The organism is Pseudoalteromonas sp. P1-11 (assembly GCF_001399995.1).
In the GTDB taxonomy this organism is placed as follows: Bacteria; Pseudomonadota; Gammaproteobacteria; order Enterobacterales; family Alteromonadaceae; genus Pseudoalteromonas; species Pseudoalteromonas atlantica.
The window spans coordinates 56,165-77,720 of sequence record NZ_LJSP01000004.1 but is presented as its reverse complement, the minus strand read 5'-3'; the positions used below and the strand labels follow the sequence as shown (position 1 = coordinate 77,720).

The 21,556-nt window shown below is 38.1% G+C and carries 21 protein-coding genes and 1 pseudogene; 9 read left to right on the top strand and 13 right to left on the bottom strand.

Annotation, left to right across the window (positions count from 1 at the left end):
- A complete protein-coding gene (gene bfr, locus AN390_RS08540) occupies positions 1–465 on the top strand; it encodes a bacterioferritin (protein WP_004588793.1) in 465 nt (154 codons plus the stop codon).
- 71 nt (positions 466–536) lie between these two features.
- Here bfr and AN390_RS08535 read toward each other — a convergent pair whose 3' ends face one another.
- The 5 genes from AN390_RS08535 to AN390_RS08515 all read right to left on the bottom strand — a co-directional run bounded on the left by AN390_RS08535 (position 537) and on the right by AN390_RS08515 (position 7,606).
- On the bottom strand, positions 537–731 hold the full coding sequence (locus AN390_RS08535; RefSeq protein WP_004588794.1) for a (2Fe-2S)-binding protein: 195 nt from the start codon (positions 729–731) through the stop codon (positions 537–539).
- Between the two features lie 683 nt (positions 732–1,414).
- Positions 1,415–4,615: an efflux RND transporter permease subunit gene (locus AN390_RS08530; RefSeq protein ID WP_055253892.1), complete on the bottom strand. Its 3,201-nt coding sequence runs from the start codon at positions 4,613–4,615 to the stop codon at positions 1,415–1,417.
- A gap of 11 nt (positions 4,616–4,626) precedes the next feature.
- Positions 4,627–5,883, bottom strand: coding sequence for an efflux RND transporter periplasmic adaptor subunit (locus AN390_RS08525; protein ID WP_055018869.1), 1,257 nt, complete (start codon positions 5,881–5,883; stop codon positions 4,627–4,629).
- A 64-nt stretch (positions 5,884–5,947) separates the two neighbouring features.
- Positions 5,948–7,165: a TolC family protein gene (locus AN390_RS08520; protein ID WP_055253889.1), complete on the bottom strand. Its 1,218-nt coding sequence runs from the start codon at positions 7,163–7,165 to the stop codon at positions 5,948–5,950.
- Positions 7,166–7,246: 81 nt separating this feature from the next.
- A complete protein-coding gene (locus AN390_RS08515) occupies positions 7,247–7,606 on the bottom strand; it encodes a hypothetical protein (protein ID WP_227006932.1) in 360 nt (119 codons plus the stop codon).
- A gap of 156 nt (positions 7,607–7,762) precedes the next feature.
- Between AN390_RS08515 and AN390_RS08510 the strand changes: the two genes are divergently transcribed.
- From AN390_RS08510 to AN390_RS08490, 5 genes are all read left to right on the top strand, one after another.
- Positions 7,763–8,662: a cation transporter gene (locus AN390_RS08510; RefSeq protein ID WP_002962256.1), complete on the top strand. Its 900-nt coding sequence runs from the start codon at positions 7,763–7,765 to the stop codon at positions 8,660–8,662.
- Positions 8,663–8,747: 85 nt separating this feature from the next.
- A complete protein-coding gene (locus tag AN390_RS08505) occupies positions 8,748–9,044 on the top strand; it encodes a hypothetical protein (protein ID WP_236695086.1) in 297 nt (98 codons plus the stop codon).
- A gap of 73 nt (positions 9,045–9,117) precedes the next feature.
- Positions 9,118–10,410, top strand: a complete 1,293-nt coding sequence (locus tag AN390_RS08500; RefSeq protein WP_055253887.1) for a TolC family protein — start codon at positions 9,118–9,120, stop codon at positions 10,408–10,410.
- A 70-nt stretch (positions 10,411–10,480) separates the two neighbouring features.
- A complete protein-coding gene (locus AN390_RS08495) occupies positions 10,481–11,377 on the top strand; it encodes an efflux RND transporter periplasmic adaptor subunit (RefSeq protein WP_002962254.1) in 897 nt (298 codons plus the stop codon).
- 10 nt (positions 11,378–11,387) lie between these two features.
- Positions 11,388–14,516 carry an efflux RND transporter permease subunit gene (locus AN390_RS08490; protein ID WP_055253885.1) on the top strand — a complete coding sequence of 1,043 codons (3,129 nt, stop codon included), beginning with the start codon at positions 11,388–11,390 and terminating at the stop codon, positions 14,514–14,516.
- An 84-nt stretch (positions 14,517–14,600) separates the two neighbouring features.
- Here AN390_RS08490 and AN390_RS08485 read toward each other — a convergent pair whose 3' ends face one another.
- Together AN390_RS08485 and AN390_RS08480 are read right to left on the bottom strand one after the other, a co-directional pair.
- Positions 14,601–15,488, bottom strand: a complete 888-nt coding sequence (locus AN390_RS08485; protein ID WP_002962252.1) for a cation diffusion facilitator family transporter — start codon at positions 15,486–15,488, stop codon at positions 14,601–14,603.
- Positions 15,475–16,205: pseudogene (locus AN390_RS08480) on the bottom strand (transglutaminase-like domain-containing protein). The gene AN390_RS08485 and the pseudogene AN390_RS08480 overlap by 14 nt, the downstream one beginning before the upstream one ends.
- A 78-nt stretch (positions 16,206–16,283) precedes the next feature.
- On the opposite strand from AN390_RS08480, the gene cadR reads away from it, so the two are divergent.
- From cadR to AN390_RS08465, 3 genes are all read left to right on the top strand, one after another.
- Positions 16,284–16,673, top strand: a complete 390-nt coding sequence (gene cadR, locus AN390_RS08475; RefSeq protein ID WP_002962247.1) for a Cd(II)/Pb(II)-responsive transcriptional regulator — start codon at positions 16,284–16,286, stop codon at positions 16,671–16,673.
- Between the two features lie 51 nt (positions 16,674–16,724).
- Positions 16,725–17,093: a MerR family transcriptional regulator gene (locus AN390_RS08470; protein ID WP_028834999.1), complete on the top strand. Its 369-nt coding sequence runs from the start codon at positions 16,725–16,727 to the stop codon at positions 17,091–17,093.
- A gap of 102 nt (positions 17,094–17,195) precedes the next feature.
- Positions 17,196–17,609 (top strand): MerC family mercury resistance protein, encoded by a 414-nt coding sequence (locus AN390_RS08465; RefSeq protein ID WP_236695085.1) that lies wholly within the window; start codon positions 17,196–17,198, stop codon positions 17,607–17,609.
- A gap of 144 nt (positions 17,610–17,753) precedes the next feature.
- Here AN390_RS08465 and AN390_RS08460 read toward each other — a convergent pair whose 3' ends face one another.
- The 6 genes from AN390_RS08460 to AN390_RS08435 all read right to left on the bottom strand — a co-directional run bounded on the left by AN390_RS08460 (position 17,754) and on the right by AN390_RS08435 (position 21,536).
- Complete coding sequence (locus AN390_RS08460) at positions 17,754–18,485, bottom strand: MauE/DoxX family redox-associated membrane protein (protein WP_024032682.1); 732 nt, start codon at positions 18,483–18,485, stop codon at positions 17,754–17,756.
- A 33-nt stretch (positions 18,486–18,518) separates the two neighbouring features.
- The gene (locus AN390_RS08455) at positions 18,519–19,028 is read right to left on the bottom strand and encodes a DUF305 domain-containing protein (RefSeq protein ID WP_024032683.1); all 510 of its coding nucleotides are present in this window, start codon (positions 19,026–19,028) and stop codon (positions 18,519–18,521) included.
- Positions 19,029–19,168: 140 nt separating this feature from the next.
- Positions 19,169–19,687, bottom strand: coding sequence for a DUF411 domain-containing protein (locus AN390_RS08450; RefSeq protein WP_024032684.1), 519 nt, complete (start codon positions 19,685–19,687; stop codon positions 19,169–19,171).
- 10 nt (positions 19,688–19,697) lie between these two features.
- Positions 19,698–20,186 (bottom strand): nuclear transport factor 2 family protein, encoded by a 489-nt coding sequence (locus AN390_RS08445; protein WP_008109928.1) that lies wholly within the window; start codon positions 20,184–20,186, stop codon positions 19,698–19,700.
- Between the two features lie 22 nt (positions 20,187–20,208).
- Positions 20,209–21,117 carry a copper resistance D family protein gene (locus AN390_RS08440; RefSeq protein ID WP_024032685.1) on the bottom strand — a complete coding sequence of 303 codons (909 nt, stop codon included), beginning with the start codon at positions 21,115–21,117 and terminating at the stop codon, positions 20,209–20,211.
- Between the two features lie 11 nt (positions 21,118–21,128).
- Entirely contained in the window at positions 21,129–21,536 is a 408-nt protein-coding gene (locus AN390_RS08435; RefSeq protein WP_004588802.1) for a copper resistance CopC family protein, read from the bottom strand.
- Between the last annotated feature and the right edge of the window lie 20 nt (positions 21,537–21,556).

The following is a 21,556-nucleotide window of genomic DNA, read 5'->3' as shown; positions in this document are numbered from 1 at the left end:
ATGAAAGGCGATAAAGACGTTATAGCAGCTTTAAATAAAGTACTCGCTAATGAGCTTGTGGGTATTAACCAATACTTTTTGCATGCCCGCATGTTTAAAGATTTTGGTTTTAGCCAGCTTGATAAAGCAGACTACAAAGTTTCAATTCAAAAAATGAAAAACGCCGATCGTTTAATCGAACGTATTTTATTTTTAGAAGGCTTACCTAACTTACAAGACCTAGGCCGTCTTCGCATTGGCGAAAACAGCGAAGAAATGATTGCCGCAAATATGAGCTTTGAGCTTGATACAATTGATGATTTGCGCAGTGCAATTAAATTAGCTGAAAACAAAAAAGATTATATTAGTCGTGAAGCACTCGACAATATTTTGAACGAGCAGGAAGAACAAATTGACTGGCTAGAAACCCAGCAACTACTTATTCAAAATACAGGGCTTGAAAATTACTTACAGTCTCAACTGTAAGGTAAATTTAGGTCATAAAAAAAGCAGCTTTATAAGCTGCTTTTTTTGTATTTGAATTTTGTAATAACGAATTAAGCGACTTGATCGGTAATATCTGCAATCTCAATAAGTTTGCGATTTAGGATCTTTTTAGTACAACAACAACACTTACCGCATTGGCTGCCTACTTTAAGCTCTTTAGTTAATTCACGCATGGTAGTTGCACCATCGTCAATTGTTTGCTCAATTTTTTTATCGGTCACCCCGTGACAAAGACAAATATACATGAATACAAACTACTCTCAATTTCATTTAGTAGGTGCATATTAATCTAAACAATAATGGTTATCAATTGTTTGTGAAATAAAAATTAGTTATTTTTCAAAAAATTGATCAGTGCCACTTAAATCGAGAATTCACGGCGCGTTGAGAACTTGTTGATTTATATTGAAATATGGCACTTAAATTGAGATTTATTAACTAAATTACACTCTAAAAATAATTATGTTTTTTATTAGGTAAATTTCTTAAACAACGAGAAATCGCTTGAAAACATCTATTACAGTAAGTGATTTGAATTGATAATTTGCCTATCTGTTATACGAAAGCTAATCGGTTTACTTCGAGGTAGAGTTTATTTAGGCCGATACTTTGCGGAGTAGCAACAGCGCATCTTTATTTTTCATTACATAAAGAACTTGTATTCATGGGCAGTTATAGCCGTGGATTGCATCACTCAATAATTACCGGCGGTCTGCTCTGTGCCATAAGCCGACCTTGAGACACATAGAGATTAAGACTGCAAAGATACGAAAGCGGAAGTTAGCTTTGGCCTGTTTAACGACAAATATTCCGACAAAGCAGTCATGACTATTAGTTTATTGTTAAATCTAATCTTTCTTTTCGTTCATCTACTCAATAACCCCACGCTAAACGTGACTTTAGCGTGGGGTTAGAGTTCACAGTAATTTTATCTGGATAGCTCTTTTATTTTTTTCTCTGAAAACCAGCGATATAAAACAGGTAAAACAAATAATGTTAACAGTGTTGCAGTTACCAAGCCGCCAACAATAACACTCGCTAATGGGCGCTGTATTTCTGCACCAACACCATTAGACATTAACATCGGTATCAAACCTAAAGCTGATGTTATAGCAGTCATAAGTACAGGTCTTAATCTTGAAGTAGCGCCTTCAAAAACGGCTTTAGATGCTTCTAGACCGTCTTTAATACGTTGGTTGATACTTTCTACCATAACGACCCCATTCAATACCGCTACACCAAATAAGGTAATAAAGCCAACGGAGCTTGGTACAGACAAGTATTGTCCAGATAAATATAAGGAGAAAACTCCGCCAATTACAGCAAGCGGCACGTTGACCAATATCAGCATAGCTTGACCAACAGAACCAAAGGCAAAGTAAAGTAGTAGTGCGATTAGTGCTAACGATAAAGGTACAACTATAGCTAACCTATTTTGAGCACGTTTTTGACTTTCGAACTGGCCGCCAATCGAAACAGAATAACCTGAAGGTAAGTCAACCTTTTCAGCAATTACCGTTCTGATATCGGCAACCACGCTTCCCATATCTCGATTTTGTACATTTGCTTGGATAACGACTCTTCGTTGTACATCATCGCGTCTAACTTGTGGTGGGCCTGACTCAAATGAGACTGAGGCTACGTCACCCAGTCGCACCCAAGCACCAGTAGGTGATTGAAGCCGAATATCAGCAATAGCTTCTTTGTTACTTCGGTACTCTTCCTCTATGCGAACGTAAATATCATAACGTTCATTACCATTGATTATTTGTCCGGCTGCAACACCACCAATACCATCACGCACAACCTCCATTATGTCACTCACAGACAATCCAAAGCGTGATAGTTCTTGCCTGTTAGGACTTATCACCAATTGCGCTTCACCAGCAATTTGCTCCAATGCAACATCCCTTGCACCTTCAATGTTTTTAATTGCTGTTTCTATTTCTTGACCTTTAGCCGCCAGTACCTCAAGTTCAGGCCCAAACAACTTTATCGCCAACTGAGCCTTAACACCAGATAGTAGCTCATCGACACGAGTCGCAATAGGTTGAGAAAAGTTGAGTAGCAACCCAGGGAATTCTTCTAGAGATCTCTCCATTTTTCCTTGAAGTTCATATCGATTAGATGCACTGGTCCACTCAGAAACAGGCTTCAACCCTATGTAAATTTCGATGTTATTCACTGGCTCTGGGTCTCCACCTATTTCTGCTCGACCAATTCGGCTTAATGCATAGGTTACTTCAGGAAAAGCCATTAGTTTTTCTTCTAGAATTGGTGCCACAGTGAGCGCGGTATCTAAACTGGAAGAAGGTGCAAGCGTTGCTCTTAAGTTTATCGTCCCTTCTTCTAACTCAGGTACAAATTCAGTACCAATTAATGGAACTAATGCAAAGGCAGAGAAAACTAATATAAGTGCGGCTGAAATGACTAATTTGGTGCGTTTTAGTGCGAATGTAAGCCCTTTTCTGTAGAGTTTGTCTAATGGCCTAAGAACAAAGCTTTCCCTCTCTTTTACACCTGACTTAAATAAATACGTAGCTAAAGCGGGTACAAAAAACAACGCAACCACAATAGCAGATATAACAGCTAAAATGATGCTTATTGCCATAGGTTGAAATAACTTTGCCTCAACACCTTCAAAGCTAAATAAAGGCGTAAATACAACTAAAATAATAGAAGCTGCAAAAAATACGGGACGAGCCACTTCTTTACCCGCATTTTGAAGACGTAACTTAATACCATGCTCATCTTGTTCTACATCATGTGGATCAGTATCAGCACTAGGCACTCTTTCTTTTACAGTTTTTAAATGGGTAGAGTCTGGTCTATTTAAATGCTTAAACATGTTTTCAACCATCACGACTGAACCATCAACTAGCATACCAATGGCTACGGCAATGCCACCCAATGACATAAGGTTTGCAGAAATGCCCCACCAAGCCATGATCATTAACGCGATACCAATTGAAATTGGAATAGATATTAGGACAAGGAAGGTTGCACGTATATTCATTAAAAATAGTGCTAATACAATACAGATGAAAATAAATGCTAGTAATAGTGCATCAACTACTGTATCAACGGCTTTTTCAATCAAATCAGCCTGATCATAAAATGGTTCAAAGCGAACACCTTTAGGCAATGCTTGATTAATCAATGGGATTCTTGCATTGATACCATCAATGGTGGCTTTAGTATTAGACCCCATGCGTTTTAAGACAATGCCAGAGACAACTTCACCTAAATTTTCGACTTTACCGTCTTCGGTTTTGCGCGTCATTGTGACAGCACCTTGACGAATTTCACTGCCCATTTCAACTTTAGCAATATCCGAAACCGTCACAACTGTCCCATCAACTGTTTTGACGGGAACTTGTTTGATATTACTAATACCAGCGTCACCACTTTCAAACCAACCTGCACCTCTAATAACAAGCTGCTCTTGCCCACGGTTCATATACCATCCGCCAACATTGGCATTGTTGTTATCTAGGGCACCAACAACGTCTTCTTGCGTTAGGTTATAAGAAAGAAGCTTAGATGGATCTACATTTACTTGGTACTGCCTAACAATACCTCCAAAGGAGAGTACATCAGTAACACCATCGACAGGCATAACGAGTAATTTTACTACCCAATCATTGAGACTCCTGAGTGCCATAACATCATAGCCTGCATCTTTATCTGAAATAAGAAGGTACTGAAATACTTGGCCTAGCCCTGAGGTGTTTGGCCCCATTTCGGGTGTGCCGACACCTTCTGGTATCAGTTCTTTTGCGGCTTGAAGACGCTCAAATACGAGTTGTCTTGCAAAGTAAATGTCGGTGCCTTCTTTGAAAACAACCGTGACGCCAGACAAGCCTGTTTTAGAAATTGAGCGCACTTGTTCTACATCAGGTAAGGCATACATGACCGCTTCAATGGGGTACGTAATGAGTTGTTCAACTTCTTCAGCAGCTAGTCCTGGCGCTTCAGTATTTACAGCAACTTGAACATTAGTAACATCAGGAAAGGCATCTAAATTTAGTTTTGGTATAACCATAATTGCGCCGACAATTGTGGCAAACAGCGCAATCAAAATCAGGAGTCTATTATTAACAGACCAATCTATTATTTTATTAAACATAGTCTTACTCCTTAGTGGTTATGCGGATCAAATCCGCCTTTAGCGATTTCAGAAGCAACAAAAAATGCGCCTTTGGTTACAATTCGCGTCCCACTATCAAGGCCAATGATTTCCCTAAAATCACCTAAGGCTCGGCCTAGTTCTACTTCTACAGCTTTAAATTCTCCAGGGTGGTCTTCGACAAATACGGTCCAATCACCATCTGCGCTGCGGATCAATGCTTCTTCTGGCACAGCCATCACTTTCTGCTTTGTGGCAAACTGAAAGTAAACTTTTACAAACATACCTGAATGAAGGTTATCATCAGCATTCTGTACCCCCAATCTAATAATTCTTGTACGAGTTACGGGATCAATTGTATGGGCTTCTTGGATAACTTTGGCATTGTAACTCTGGCCTTCTAATTTAAGTACCGCAGGAGAATCAATTGATAAATTTAGCTTTTTATTTGGAGAAACTTTTGCTTCAACCCATAGTTGTTTTTCATCAGCTAACAACATGACTGAATCCCCAGCATCAACACGTTGCCCTTGGATAAAGTCGTCTTGAAGCACGACACCTTCACGGTGCGCCGTTAATGCATATTGTCCAAATGCTTTAATGTCTTTGTTAGAAATACCATTTATTGCTTTTTCAGTTAACCCTAAAGCAATGAGCTTGCCATAGCTCGCATTGTATGTTGTTTCAGCTTGTAATAATCGACTTTCACTCACCGTCTTATTACCCAGCTTTTTTACACGTTGCCATTCGGTTGAAGCGATTAAATAGTCAGCTTGTGCTTGTGCCATTGCTTCACTAAATAATGTAACTAACTTCTGACCTATTTCTACATACTCGCCAAGCGCTGCATGGCGACTGATAATTACTGACTCTGTACGTGGTGATACCACATAACTTTTATAGCCATTAGCTTTTATTTCGCCAGGTGCATATACGGAGCTAAATTGATATTCAGGCTTAACACTTTCCACTTTAATGTTAGCAAGCGACATCTTCTTTGGATCAATAGTGATACCTTCTTCATGTTCTTCTTCTCCCTCTCTATTACCACCTTCATGGCCGTGCTCGTCATGGTCACCTTTATCTTCTTCATGTCCCTTTTCGTGTTCATGCTCATCTTGATGTTCTTTTTCTTCTTGTTTCGAAACGTTTGTGACAGAACCAGTTCCATCTGACGACTGTGCAAAAGCATCATGATTTGTACTAAACCCAACTAACAGGCTGCTAATTACTACGGCTAAAAATTTTTTACTAATTACTGTATTCATTTTTGTAACCTATATTTTTAATAAATTTAAGATTTCGTTTTTCGCTACTGAAAAAACAAAGCGCTCAAATCTCAAATTTGGATAACTGACCCATACTTAAAATGAAGGATATTTCTGCAAGCTTGAATTGATTTTCCAAACGTATTCCTGCATGAAGCCCTTCCGCACGTTGATTTAATGCGAGTAAATAATCAGAAGTGTTTATGTCACCAGCTTGCCAGCGCTTATTTAATAAATTTGCGCTGCTAGCCAACCTACCTTGGGTGAGCTTTTGCCATTGCTCGTAGTATTTTCTACTGACATTAAGCGATTCATAATTAGCTTTTGCTTCAAAAGACTGCTTTCGATATACCGACTGAAAATTCGCCTCGGCTGCAATGGCTTCTGAATAAGCGGCTTTAACATTATCTGTATAGTTATTTCTGATGTTTAAAGGCATTGAAAAAGTCACACCAACCAAGTCTTCATCTCCACTTTTCCCTGCGCTAACGCCAATGGTTGGATTAGCTTTAGATTCCATAGTGGTTAGTTGAGCTTTAGATTGTTGTCCCTTCCATTTCGCTCTAGCAAGTTTAACTTTTGGATGTTCCTCAACCCACTGGGAGTTAAATGAGTAGCTTGTTGCTCCAAAAGTAAATGAAAACAAATTGGTAGTATTAGGCGTCCAATCAGGCAATAACTCCTGAACCTTTACCTCTGCATTTTTCAAAGCAATTTGAGACTCAGATATTTCACTAAAAATTTGCGACAAGTTTAAATAGACTAGCTCAGCGTCAAGTGGCTCTAGAAGTCCAGCTTTTCGTTTGTCTTCAACAATTCCAACGAGCGTTTGCAATTGCTCTTCTCTTTCTGAAAGTAACTGAGCAGCTTTTTTTGCTGCTTGCCAATTAACTAATGCAGTTAAGGCATTAGCCTTTTTAGAATCGAGTAGAGATAACAATTGTTGCTGGTTTGCATAAACATCAATTTCACCAATGGTTTTATTTGTTGATTGCTTATCCCAAAAATCTATCGTTTGACTGATACCAATAGAGTAATTATCAAAATCACCTTCTTTTTCATAGCTTGCTTCAAGCTCTGGGTTATATACGGCTTGAGTTAAGCTTTTGGCTCTATGATTACTTGCATTAAGTAACTCTTTAGCCGCAACAACTTCGGGATCTTTATTTATTTGACTATCTAGCCATGAAATACTTTTCTGTTTGCCATAAGTGGCAACTGAAAAACTCACAGCCATGCATAAAGACAGGGTTAAACCTGTATTTTTTAAAAATATATACATAAAACTTCTTAATTTTTTAATTTATAAACACGAACCCTTTATCCTTCTCATGGACAAATAGGTCATTAAAAATCAATCTAATTAAGAAATGGGTGGGCGAAGTATCGCTTCAAGGTAAGTATTTGTTTGATCAATTTGATAAGGCGTTTTATTGATAATGTTTAGTTTGCCCGTGGTATTTGAATTACTGACTAAAATCCAAGATAAGTGGCTGCCACTGCAATGACCGCAGTGATGACAATCTTTTTCATTATGCTGCTCATCACCTACATTATCATTTGAGACATTTCGATCATCTGCATGATCATGTTGAGTTTGAAGGTGCTCTATATCTATTTGGTGATTCTCAGATGTTGAGGATGCTACAGCAGTTAACGATTGTAAAACAATCGAAATAACCAAGAGCATTTTTAGTACAACATTAAGGTTCAAAGTTATCACCAGTTAAATATAGTATTTAAAATACTAGCAGAAACTATTTTCTTAAACTAGCTTTTCAATTCAGTTTCCACGCTTTTACATTAAATAATTTTTTATTTGACTCTATAGCCACTATAGATTTTATACTTATTTTAATATTATTACGGAGTGTTAAATATGTCAGAAAAATGTAGTGGTCAGTGTCAATCATCTTCTACCAATGAAGATGTAAAAATTGATACACAATTAGATAACTATAGTGGCGCGTTTGTCAGTACATTTAAAGTACCTCAAATGGACTGTCCTTCAGAAGAGAGATTGATTAGGTTAGCACTTGACTCAATTGAGCCTTCAGTTGGGTTGCAATTTGATATTCCTAGCCGTTTAGTCAAGGTTTTTCATGATGAAAATTTAGATGAGATAACAAAAAAATTACAACAACTCAATCTCGGTGCAGAGTTGGCATCAACTAAAGAAAGTTGCAGCACCGAAGCTGCAAAAGCAAAAGATCTAGCCCAAAAAAATGAGATGAAAGAAGCATCAACGCTAAAATGGTTGTTAGCCATTAATGGAGTCATGTTTTTTATAGAAGTAATTGCTGGGATTATTGCGCAATCTGCTGGCCTTATTGCCGACTCATTAGATATGTTTGCTGATGCTGCTGTTTATGGTTTAGCTATATATGCTGTCGGTAAAAGCATAAGCATGAAACTTAGAGCGGCACATATATCTGGTGTACTTCAAATTATTCTAGCGCTAGGTGCTTTGAGTGAAGTCGTAAGACGCTTTATTTACGGTAGTGAACCTATCTCTTCTTTAATGATGATATTTGGTGGAATAGCACTAATCGCTAACATTGCTTGTCTGTTTTTAATATTTGGCAACAAAGAAGACGGCGCTCATATGAAAGCGAGTTGGATTTTTTCCGCAAATGACGTAATCGCAAACGTAGGTGTAATCTTAGCTGGCTTATTAGTTACAGTAACTAGCAGCCGTTATCCAGATTTAGTGATTGGTTTGATTATTGCTGTTGTCGTTTTAAACGGTGCTCGCCGCATCTTACAGCTAAAGTCTTAAGTAGAAAGTAGTTAAAAGAATGCACCCGTCATATTTTAAACCATATATATCATACGTGATAATGATTTTAATCGCGGTGCAGTCTGTGTTTTTTTCGCAAGAAGAGATTGAAGGAAACTTAATTGAAAGTTCTTTTAATATATCACTAACTGAGTCTATTACCCCGCTAAAAGCTCCTGAAAGCTCTAATTTATTTGAGGAGGGTAATAGCCAAACTTTAATTGATAATTGTAATTTTTGTTGCTGCTGTCAGTTATTTTTAAATACAGATTCTTCTTGTAATATTTTACAAGCAACAGATCACTTCCTTACCTACGCCTTAGTTTCCCCTGAGCTAAAAGGCTATATCTCGGTGCCATTCCGCCCACCTAAATACGCCTAAATTTTATAGAAAATTAAGAAAGGTCAAATGTTAATGACCTAAATATCACATATAAATTTATAGGAAAGTATACATGGCACTTAATACCTGTGTGCATCGCAAGATAGCAATTTTAAGGTGTGTAACACCTCGGCTTAAATATATCGCGTTTCTCGCTTTGTCACTTTTTACATTTAATGTTTATGCGTTTGAAAATCAGTTAAACCTTCAAGAGGCAATTCAGTGGACGCTTAAACAAAATCCAGAACTTAAAATATTTGATTTCAAGCAAACGGCATTAATTGGACGAGAACAAATCGCAAGTTTAAATCCTGCTTATGAACTAGAGCTTGAAGCTGAGAACTTTGCAGGCTCAGGTGAATTTAATACATTCGACAGTGCTGAATTAACAGTCGCTCTATCTTCGGTTATCGAAATGGGAGATAAACGCTCAGCGCGGATTGGAATTGTTTCAAAATCAAGAACACTACTCACTGCTGAAAAAGAAGTCTCTGCGCTTAATTTAATGGCTCAAGTCACTGAGAAGTACGTGGAAGTACTTGCAGCCCAACAAAGAGTTATATTGGCAGAAAATGCTTTGAGCTTAGCACAAGAAACCTTAGAGATTGTATCTCAGCGTAACCGCGCAGGTGCTACTCCTGAGGCTGAAGTGAAACGCTCAAAAGCAGTTATTGCTCAGGCAAATTTGACCGTTCAATCTGAACAAAAGCGCTTGGAATATTTGAAGCTCTCATTAGCAGCCTACTGGGGGGAAAACTCTGTAACCTTCTCTGAAGTACAAGGGGATCTTTTTCAGTTTGGCAATGATAGTGACTTTAACAGCCTTTTTGCGAAATTAGAGAAAAACCCTGCTATTCAAGTTTATGCAAGTGAGCAGCGACTAAAAGAGGCCGAGTTACAGTTGGCTAAAACAGAGTCAACGGCCAATATCAAATGGTCTGTTGGTGTTAGGCGCTCTCAAGAAGCCAATGATACGGCACTGGTCGCTGGCTTTAGCTTACCTTTGTTTGCTGAAAAGCGAAATTCTGGCGCAATCGCTAGTGCGCTAGCAGAGCGTGACCAAGTTGCCATAGAGAAAGAGGCGACTAAGTTAAGATTTAGAAATCACTTACTACGAGCATACTCCAATAGAAAACAAGCCATATTAACAGCTAATTCATTAAAGCAGTCGGTTATCCCAATGCTTGAAGATGCACTGGAAGATACTCAAGACGCCTATCAAAAAGGTCGATATGGATATCTTGATTATGTATCGGCTAGACAAGAGCTGTTAAATGCTCGGCGAACCCTTATTGACGCGGCATCTGCTGCCCTAATTTATGGCACAGAGATAGAAAAACTAACAAACGAAGCGCTGTCACTCTAAATAAACATCACTTTAAGTTTAATAACAATTTATTGATTCAGTGATTAACTGAATCGTTTAGGAATTCAAAATGAAAAACTATTTACTCGCACTATTGATTTTTATTGGGTATCTATCACCCATTCAAAGTGTTTTCGCTAGTGAAGATGAACATGAAGGCGAAGAAGGCATAAGCAAAATCGACAATAACATGGCAAAAAAGGTTGGTGTTGAAACAGCCTATTTAGCTTCAAAAACGTTGAACCAAACTATCCCTGTATACGGCTCTACGACGATAGGCGCTGAACAATTATTTCAAGTTAGCGCTAGATATAACGGCGTTATAAAGACAATAAACTTCACTGTTGGTGATACGGTAAAAAAAGGCGATCTATTAGCCGTTATTGAATCTAATGAGAGCTTAAATACTTATAAAATAACATCGCCTGTTTCTGGGACTGTTTTACAGCGAAATGGAAATATTGGCGGTATCACGCAAAACACTAGCTTGTTTGAAATCGTCAAATTTGACACCTTGTGGGCTGAATTTAAGGTGTTTACCAGCCAATATAATCAAATCAAAGTCGGTCAGCATGTTGATATTGAGCAAGGTGAACACGCATTCAGTTCAGTCATCACTAATATTATTCCAGCTAAAGATCAGCCTTATGTTTTAGCACGGGTACGATTAAACAACACTGAGTTAAAGCTAACGTCAGGTCAATTATTAAAAGGCAACGTAAAGATAAACCAATTTGAGGTGGATTTAGCGGTCGAGAAAGTTGCCATACAAGAGCTAGGTGGACAATTAGGTGTCTTTGTAAAAGAAAATGAAGAGTACGAGTTTGCACCACTTGTCCTTGGTCGTTCAGACAAAAACTATATCGAGGTCATTGATGGCCTCAGTAAAGACGCTGAATATGTAAACAAAAACAGTTATCTGATTAAAGCAGATATCTTGAAATCTGAAGTAGAAGACGACGATTAGGAGACGCAATATGATTGAATCAATTTTGCGTCTTGCAATAAATAGGCGCTATTTAGTATTAAGCTTGCTGATGGTAATCATCGGCGTTGGTATGTGGAGTTATCAAAAACTTCCCATTGATGCTGTTCCAGATATAACAAACGTACAGGTACAAATAAATACCTCTGCCCCCGGTTATTCACCTTTAGAAGCGGAGCAAAGGGTAACTTTTCCAGTAGAAAACGCATTAGCTGGACTACCAAAGCTGTCTCACACCCGCTCTCTTTCAAGATATGGTTTATCCCAGGTGACCGTTATCTTTGAAGAGGGAACCGATATTTATTTCGCACGCAACTTAATCAATGCAAGATTAGCTGCGATAAAAGGCGTTATTCCCTCTGGCTTAGAGCCAGAGATGGGTCCTATTTCCACAGGGCTTGGTGAAATATTTATGTATACCGTACAAGCTTCTCCTGACGCTAAAATGCCTAATGGAGAGCCTTATACCGCTATTGCCTTAAGAGAAATACAAGACTGGATCATTAAACCGCAATTGGCTCAAGTTAAAGGCGTCATTGAGGTCAACAGCATCGGCGGCTATAACAAGCAGTATCATATAACGCCGAAACCCGAAAAATTACTTTTTCATCAGGTAAGCTTTGAAGACGTTTCTGATGCATTACGTAAAAATAATGATAACCGTGGCGCGGGTTATATTGAGCAAAACGGACAACAAGTGTTAGTGCGCTCCATCGGGCAACTTGCGACAATGGATGAAATCCTCAATGTCATCATCAAAAAGAACGATGGTATTCCTGTAAAAATAAGTGATGTTGCCAATGTTGCTATAGGCAAAGAACTTAGAACAGGGGCTGCTACTCGTAATGGCATTGAGACAGTGCTTGGTACAACCATGATGCTGATTGGTGAGAATTCTCGCACCGTTGCTTTAGAAGTGGAACATAAGCTCAGCGAAATACAAAAATCTCTGCCAAAGGGCATTACCGCAGAGCCTGTTTACGACAGAACAACGTTAGTAGATAAAGCGATTGCAACCGTTACCAAAAACCTCGTTGAAGGTGCGCTTTTAGTTATTGTTGTGTTATTTATTCTACTTGGAAATTTACGTGCAGCTCTCATTACCGCTGCTGTTATCCCTATTTCCATGTTAATGACAATCACAGGTATGGTGCAAGCAGGAGTATCTGCCAATTTAATGAGTCTCGGCGCATTGGACTTTGGCTTGATAGTGGACGGGGCTGTAATCATCGTTGAAAACTCTGTCCGTAGGTTAGCACAGGCCCAACACAACGGTCATAGGCAAGACTTAAGAGAACGCCTAAATACCGTTTTTGAAGCCACTTCAGAAGTGATACGTCCAAGCTTGTTTGGTGTGGCAATTATCACTGTTGTTTACATCCCCATTTTCACGCTAACTGGCGTTGAAGGGAAAATGTTCCACCCTATGGCGGCAACTGTCGTTATGGCGTTAATTTCCGCAATGATCCTTTCAGTTACACTGGTTCCTGCTGCTGTAGCTGTGTTTATGAAAGGTAAAATCAGCGAAAAAGAAAGTGTAGTTATTCGTTCAACCAAGTCTATTTATGAACCATTGTTAAAAATGGCGATGAAATTTCGTTGGATTATTGTTTCATTCTCAACGCTGTTAATGGGGTATAGCCTTTGGTTAGCAACTACGCTTGGGACAGAATTTGTTCCTCAATTAAATGAAGGTGATATTGCACTACAGGCATTAAGAATTCCATCGACTGGCCTAGAGCAATCAGTAGAAATGCAAGAAGTACTTGAGCAACGTATTAAAGCGTTTCCTGAAGTTGATAAAGTATTCTCGCGCATTGGCACACCAGAAGTAGCAACCGACCCAATGCCACCGAGTATTGCTGATATCTTTGTTATTTTAAAACCACGTAAAGAATGGGCCGAACCTTCAAAACCAAAAAGTGAATTAGTTGAAGAAATGGAAAAAGTACTGAAAAACATTCCAGGCAACAACTATGAATTCACTCAGCCTATTCAAATGCGTTTCAATGAATTGATTTCTGGCGTTAGAGCTGATGTCGGCATCAAAATATTTGGTGATGATTTGGATCGGTTATTACTTACCGCAAAAGATATTCTAAATATTGTGAAAACCGTGGATGGTGCCGCTGATGCTCGAATGGAACAGGTCACAGGTGTTCCATCTTTATCAGTAATTCCTAAACGAGAAGCGCTTGGTAGGTATGGATTGAACGTTACCGAATTGCAAGACTGGGTTGCCACTGCGATTGGCGGTGAATCTGCGGGGATCATTTATGAAGGTGACAGACGGTTTGAGTTAGTTGTTCGCCTACCAGAGCAAATAAGAACGGATATCGATAGCTTGAAGCATCTGCCGCTTCCACTTGAGAATGGTAACTATGTGCCAATTGAAGAAGTTGCAGAGCTTAAATCAGAGTCTTTACCCGCGCAGATTAGCCGAGAGAACGGAAAAAGAAGAGTTGTGGTTACCGTCAATGTTCGTGGTAGAGATTTAGGCGGTTTTGTAAAAGAAGTTAAAGCTAAAATTAATCAGGAAGGAGAAATTCCAGCAGGATACTGGCTTGATTATGGTGGAACGTTTGAACAACTAGAATCAGCAAGTAAGCGATTAAGCCTAGTTGTACCGATAACATTGGTTGTTATCTTAGGTATTTTGATTATAGCATTTGGTTCATTAAAAGATGCATTAATCATTTTCAGTGGCGTGCCTTTAGCATTAACAGGGGGCGTATTTTCACTTTATTTAAGAGACATGCCCTTATCAATTTCGGCAGGTGTCGGCTTCATTGCATTGTCAGGTGTCGCAGTATTAAATGGCTTGGTTATGTTGGCTTTTATTCGAGATCTTTGGCATGAAAAAGGCGACCTATACGTAGCGATCATTGAAGGTGCCATCATTCGTTTAAGACCTATTTTAATGACGGCACTGGTCGCAAGTTTAGGTTTTATTCCAATGGCGTTAAACACTGGAATTGGTGCAGAAGTACAACGACCACTAGCAACAGTTGTTATCGGCGGTATTGTATCTTCTACCATTTTAACTTTGTTTGTATTGCCTATTTTATATCAATGGGCGCATGACGCTGAGAGTAACAAACAGCAATCCGACGAAATCTAAAAGCAAAAAAGCAGCTTAATTACTAAGTTATGCCTAATTAAGCTGCTTTTTATATTGTATGCTCCAAAATTTTATTGATAAAACTTACTCTGCTTCATCCCTACAATTTTCATTTAAAAACTCAAACTCTATCGTCGTATGCGATAAATGATAGGAAGATAATTTAGCTGCAACCTCTTGTTTAAGCTTAATTAATTCTTTAACGTCAAAGTTGTCACTCAGCTCAAGGTGCGCTGTTAAAACGTGACTTTCACCATCCAGTGACCAAAAATGCATATGGTGTATACCATTTACTTCAGGAAATTCAATTAATGACTGCTTAATACGCTCTTGGGTCTCTTTATCGGGTGCAGCTTGAAGAAAAAGCACCAATGTTGATTTAAGATTTTTGAAAACGTTAAATAAGATAAACAGCGTAAACCCTATTGATAATAGAGGATCTAATATCGGCAGTTCAACGAACAACAATACAATAGAGACTATAAGAACGGCAACCCAACCGAGTACATCTTCAAGTAGGTGCCATGTCAGCACTTTTTCATTTAGTGTTTCACCCGCTTTTAATTTGAATACCGCATAACCATTTACGGCAACACCGAGTATGGCTAGCCCTAACATCCCCTCAACTACAGGCATTTCAGGATTGGACAGCTTAGGTATTGCTTCAAATAAAACCCAAATAGAGCCGATAATCAAAACAATACTATTTACCAATGCACCAAAAAGTGTAAGTCGGCGATAACCATAGCTGAATTTGTCTGATGCTTCTTTATCTGAAAAACGACTTAAAATCCACGCAAAACCTATTGAAAGACTATCACCAAGATCGTGAACGGCATCCGCCATTATCGCCGTACTGTTTGTGAGCCAACCACCTATAAATTCGATAATGGTAAATATCACATTAAGGAAAAATGCCCAACCAATCCGGTCGTCTTTACCATGCTGATGACTGTGACTATGGTTGTGCATTTTGTACCTCCAGTACTTTTTTATTTCTTATTTTTGATACATTCATATTAATCAAATGTCGGATCACTCGTTGATACAACCAACGTTTTACACCTGATAGATTAGTACCTTTTTCGAGATAGAACTTATCTGGTGAATCATAAAGCCCAAAGTCGTCATGAATACCTTCTTTTTGAATATAGGTATCCTCTCCACGCCAATCCGTACCGGGTGAAGATAAGCACTTTGTTGCAACACCATAACCACAAAACTCATCTTTTGCTTGGCTAAATTTCTGCTGTAGTGAGCTTAAGTATTGCTCATCCAATATAAAGCCCTCTAAGTTTATCCAACGCCCTTCAAAGTAAACTTCTACCCAACTATGAATGATGTATTTAGGTGCTAACCAAAATACAAGCTTGGGATAGCACCTTTTTATAGTTGCTGATCAATGGTAAAACCTTGGAAACGACACTGGATACCTAGTCCACGCAATAGTGCCATTAACAGATTACCCTTAGTATTACATTGTCCATAACCATCTGCTAGCACATCGCTTGCTGAAATATCATCACTCTTGTTATAGCCAAACATTATTTCATCTTTTACAAACTGATAAGCGGCACCAATTTTGTTGAAATTATCCAAATTTTTCCACCCTCGTTGATCGATCAGGGATTGGATATCTTTGTGTTCAAAATTAACGATATTCGTATTGTTTAAATATTTCTCAGTCATTTTTATATATCCCTTTCGTTGCATACCTATACTATAGATCCTATAGTAACTATAGAGTCAAATGTCTGGGGGAAATTGATGAAAATAGGCGAATTGTCAAAAAAATCGGGCTGTTCAATACAAACGATTAGATATTATGAAAGAGAAGGATTACTGTTAAATCCAAACCGTTCAGAAGGTAATTTCAGGCTGTATGATAGTAAAGCACTTAAACAATTGGAATTCGTAAAGCATTGTCGCAGCCTAGATATATCACTCAATGATATTAAACGTCTTATCGAATTAAAAAATAAGCCAGAAGAAAGCTGCTCTAGCGTTAATGCATTAATTGATCAGCAACTTGCACTAGTGAATAAACGTATGAAAGAATTAAGGGCGCTTAAAGCTGAATTACAACAGATGGCAAGTGCTTGTGGTTCAGACAATACAATTGAAGCGTGCGGCATCATCAAATCATTGGATAGCTAAACTAAATATAACTTTAGATTAGTAGTATTCACAAAGGCAATAATGTAAACCATTGGCAAATTAGCACAATCATTAAATTTAAATGTAGAAACCATTCGTTTTTATGAACGAGAAGGGCTGATTACACAACCTGAAAAACCAATATCTGGTTATAGACAATATGACGAAACAATAGCAGGACAACTTAGGTTTATCACAAAAGCCAAAGCGCTCGGCTTTACGTTAAGAGAAATAAAATCGCTAATGTCTATGGACAGCAACTGCACTCAAGTTGAGCTATTAAGCCGACAAAAGTTAGCAATCATTCGAGACAAAATTAATGACCTTCAACGTTTAGAGAAAGTAATTGTGGATATGACAAATACCTGTATGCAAAACGAAGATCCAACACATTGCCCCATAATTGATTCATTAAAATGATTGACTCCGTACTTATATACGGAGTTTAGAATGATGGTAATATCAACCAATAGACTTTCAAATGATAAATAAAATATTAGACAGAGTAGGCTCTAGTGGCGTTTGGCTAGCGGCACGGCCTGCTTCCCTGCATTAAGGTCACTTGCATCGGCATTAGGACTAGGCTTCTTCTCTCACTTCGAAGGAATAGCTGTAAATACGCTTTTACCTATTTTTGCATCTTTGGAACTATTGGTAAACTTATACAACTGGCACAAAAATAAAAACCATACCAGAGCTGTCTTCAGCATTCTAGGGCCTGTAGCAGTGCTATTAACGCTTTATCCTCTTTGGCTATATGATTGGAGCACATACCTATTTTACTTTGGTATTTGCTTAATGGTCGTTATGTCGGTTTTGGATATCGTAAAACCAGTAAGGGAGCAAACATGCAACGTATGGCTAATTGCCGTCGTTGAAACGATTAACGGTCAATGTCTGCTTTTCGCTCATAGCAGTCTGCCTGATGAAGTCTAAACTTATTCACTTAAACTGTGAGATCTGATATGAGCTAGTACAGCTGATATGCTATTTACGACAAAGTCGCTCGGTAATTAGAGCGACATAATCCCTTGGTAATCACACTAGTACATCATCATGTTTTTAAATTAAAGCTGTTGTTTACTTAACAAACATCCAAATACCGGCAGCGATCATAAACAGGTTTTCTGTTAGGGAGATAAACCCTAGTGGTACGTTACTGTCACCGCCTACACACGCACATTTTAACTCTCGTTTATCTATATAGACTGCTTTTATCACTGAAACAGCACCAACCCCACCTATGAACAATGAAATAGGGGCAATAATATAGGCTGGTAATCCGGCTATCATTCCAATGCCAACAAATGCTTCTAAAAATGGGTAAACATAGGCGTACCTGACTACTTTCATAGCGACTAAGTCATAGGTTATAAATGAATTAGTAAAGCTAAATAAGTCTTGAAGCTTTTGTATTGCTAACACTGCCATTGTTAGGGCTACAAACAGTTCAGCGGTTTGCATTGATAATAAGCTATTATTCGCTGCAAAACTAAATGCCACACTAAGCAAAAAACTAACCGAAAAAATCGCAATCACGGGCGTGTAAGTTGTACCTTCTTGCCCAGCTTTTGGCTTATCAAAGTAATCGAGTAAGTCGTCATAGCCACCTATACGTTTATTATCAATAAATGTTTGAGGTGTAGTTTCTACACTGTGTTGTTTTTTAAATTCATCTGTTTGCTCTCGAGAAGTTAATAGCTGATCATCAACTGTATATCCCTCTCGCTCTAGTAGGTCTTTTGATTTTAAACCAAACGGACAAATATGCTCATCTGTGGCCATTCTAAAAAGTTGGGCTGATTTACTCATGTTTAGCTCCCTTTTATGTATTGGTATAAAATTTTACTTAGCATTAAAATCCGGTACGGTCCTAGATTGTGCTTGCTCCTGAGTTTCTGCTAGGCCATTTTTCTCTATATCCTTTAGTAACCACTGCATTTCTTTAATCTCACGACGCTGTGCCTCAATAATATTTGTTGCAAGCTCTTGGACTCGCTTATCTTTGATTTTTGCCCTTTCACTGGTGAGTATTGCAATTGAATGATGTGGGATCATCGCCGACATCCATGAGCTATCATCAACAGTCGCTTGTGATCGAACTAAAAATAAACTTCCCGCAAATACGGTAACACTAGCAATGAGTACTGTTATATTTTTCTTTTTATCTTTATACATATTGAGCATGAAAAGTAGCATTATCACTGCCATCATGGCTCCCATATAAAGCGCCATATAAGTGCGAGTTTCACTAAAAAAAACATGACTTAGCTGATAAGTATTCAAATACATCAGTACAAACATGACTAATGTTGATGTGGCTATCATTAAGAAAAACTTTAAATACTGCGACATTAGATGGCTCCTTTCTATCATTTACTTTGTATATCATTTATACCAATGGGTAATTCTTACAGGTTATTAGGCGTAAACCCACTATATATTTAATCATTGAATCAATGTTTAATATTACATCAAGAGTTGTGCCATAAGTGTTAAAACTGCTCAGCGTATTTGCTAATATGCTTATAAGTATTTTGCTGTAAATCGTGCGTAAGCATTTCAATATTATATTTATAAAAGCGATCGCCCATTTCCATACCTGGCGTACCAGCAGGCATAGCGGGAACAGAGAGCCCTATCGTCTTTTCAGGATGTTGTTCAGCTAAAAACTGTTTTATATGTTTGGCGGGAACATGACCTTCAAATACAAATCCATCGGCTGAAACGGCTGTATGGCATGACCGCATATTTGATTTTATTTGATACTGAGATTTAATCGTCCCCATGTCATTGACGTTAATTGCTTTTGTTTGAATATTGTTTTCGCTCAAATGAGCAATCCACTTATTACAACATCCACAATTTTTACTTTTATAAACGGTAAGCTCAATTTTAGGTTTTTCTGAATTCTCATAAGTTATTAATGCTTTATGTTGTTTTTCGATACTTATCGCCGAAAATGACATAGTTAATGATAAAAATAACGCTGAGGTAATGTAGATTACTCGCATTCTTAACTCCTTAATTTGACCAATGAATATGAGTGATTTTCCAACCTGTATCGGTGTTTTTTAATGTGATTGATTCCATTCCCATAGACTTAATATCTTTTCCTTTGTACTTTCCTTGAGTTTTACTTCTTGAAATTGAGTAAGCTATGTCTCCATTTGTGTAAACTTGATGCTCTAGTAGTTCACTATTAACAGCACTTAAGAATTTCATATCCGCTATCATATGATGTTTCGCGTATTCATCTGCAGAACGCTCAACACTTCCGCCTTCAAAAATGATGACATCGTCGGCCAGTAATTTACGTGCAGCTTCGCGATTACCTTGTTTTAGAGATGCATGAAATAGGCTGACTGTTTTTGCAGCCTCGCTATCAACATTGACAAAGGCCTTGCCTTTTTTTGAATATTTTTCATCGTCATGTGCACTAACAGTAAAAGAACTAACAGTGCTAAAAATTAGTAGCAATAAAATTTTTAAATTAAAGGATTTAATTAACATACGTTTCCCTTTTTATTAATCGTTAAATAGGCGGACCAACAAGTGTGGTAAATACACTTGTTGTAATAAGTACAAACAGGGCAATTACTATTTCAACAGTAATCGAGCGTTTTAATATACTTATATGGTGTTGTTGAGTGATTTGCGGGACTAAAAAAAGCTTATGCCATGCACCTAGGAGCAGCATCGCGCTGACGAGTAACAGCTTTAATAAAATTAGTTGCCCATAATCTGATGTAAACAATGCAGAAAATGACTCTAGGTACTGCAGGAGCAGAGTTAAGCCCGAAATAAGTAGTACAAATACAATAACAATAGCGAGTTGACCAAAGTAATGCATTAACCGCTTTACTTCACTGGTAGGTAGTAAAGTGCAGCTTTTGTAAAGCGGCCACAATGACCCTAACCAGCTCGCAATGGCAATAAGGTGAAAGGTTAAAATACTTTTCACTAACCCATTTTCGTTTGCACTGTGCCCAGTAAAAGTGAAGCTATAAGCGATAAACCCAAGCATGATGAGTATAACGGCACCGTTTTTATAACCTGCTACGTTATCATCTGATTCCACATTCCACATACATGCGCTAATTAGAGCAATAATAAGCGCTGGTATTCTAAACCTTGCTTGGTCACCTATGACTGATTGCCAAACAATTTCAAGCATAAAGGGGTCAAACATTCCCATAAAGCCTGATTCAGCCATTGCTCCAGCTTCTATAGGTACTTGTAAAAGTGCAGCAATACTACCTGTAACTACACACGTAATTTGCCAACGTTTTAAGAACTGATGAAAGCTAATTAAGTGATGCCCTGCAACATTGCTGTTGCCACACATAAAGCGCATTAATAAAGTGCCCGCAAGCCCTACAATTGCTATATAGCTTGCTAGTTTTAATAATAGTAAGAGCACTGACCATTCACTTAATTGCATGATGTTGCTACTTAATGATTATGTTTGCTGTGGGTATTAGATTGTTCTTGCATCATCTTATGCGATTCATTTTTATGTACCATAAATCTAAACGTGCCAGTCATTTTATGTCCATCACCACCCAGTGCTGTCCATTTAACCGTGTAAGTGCCTTGGGCTAGGCTCGGTAATGACCAATTAAAGTCTGTGCTTGGGGTGGCGCTGGGTTTGAAATCAAAGTTTATTGTTTTATTTTTTTCATCTTTGATGATGACTTTTGCTAGCCTTACTTCACCACTAAAAATTAACGAAAGTTCCTCTGGTCCTTGCATTAACATGGCTTCTTGTGCAGGTATTGATTGCTTGAGTGATATATGCGCTGATGCGGAAAATGTAAGCACTAAACCTAAAATGGCTACTGCAGAGTTAAAAAACTTCATAATTACCTCTTATTTAAAAT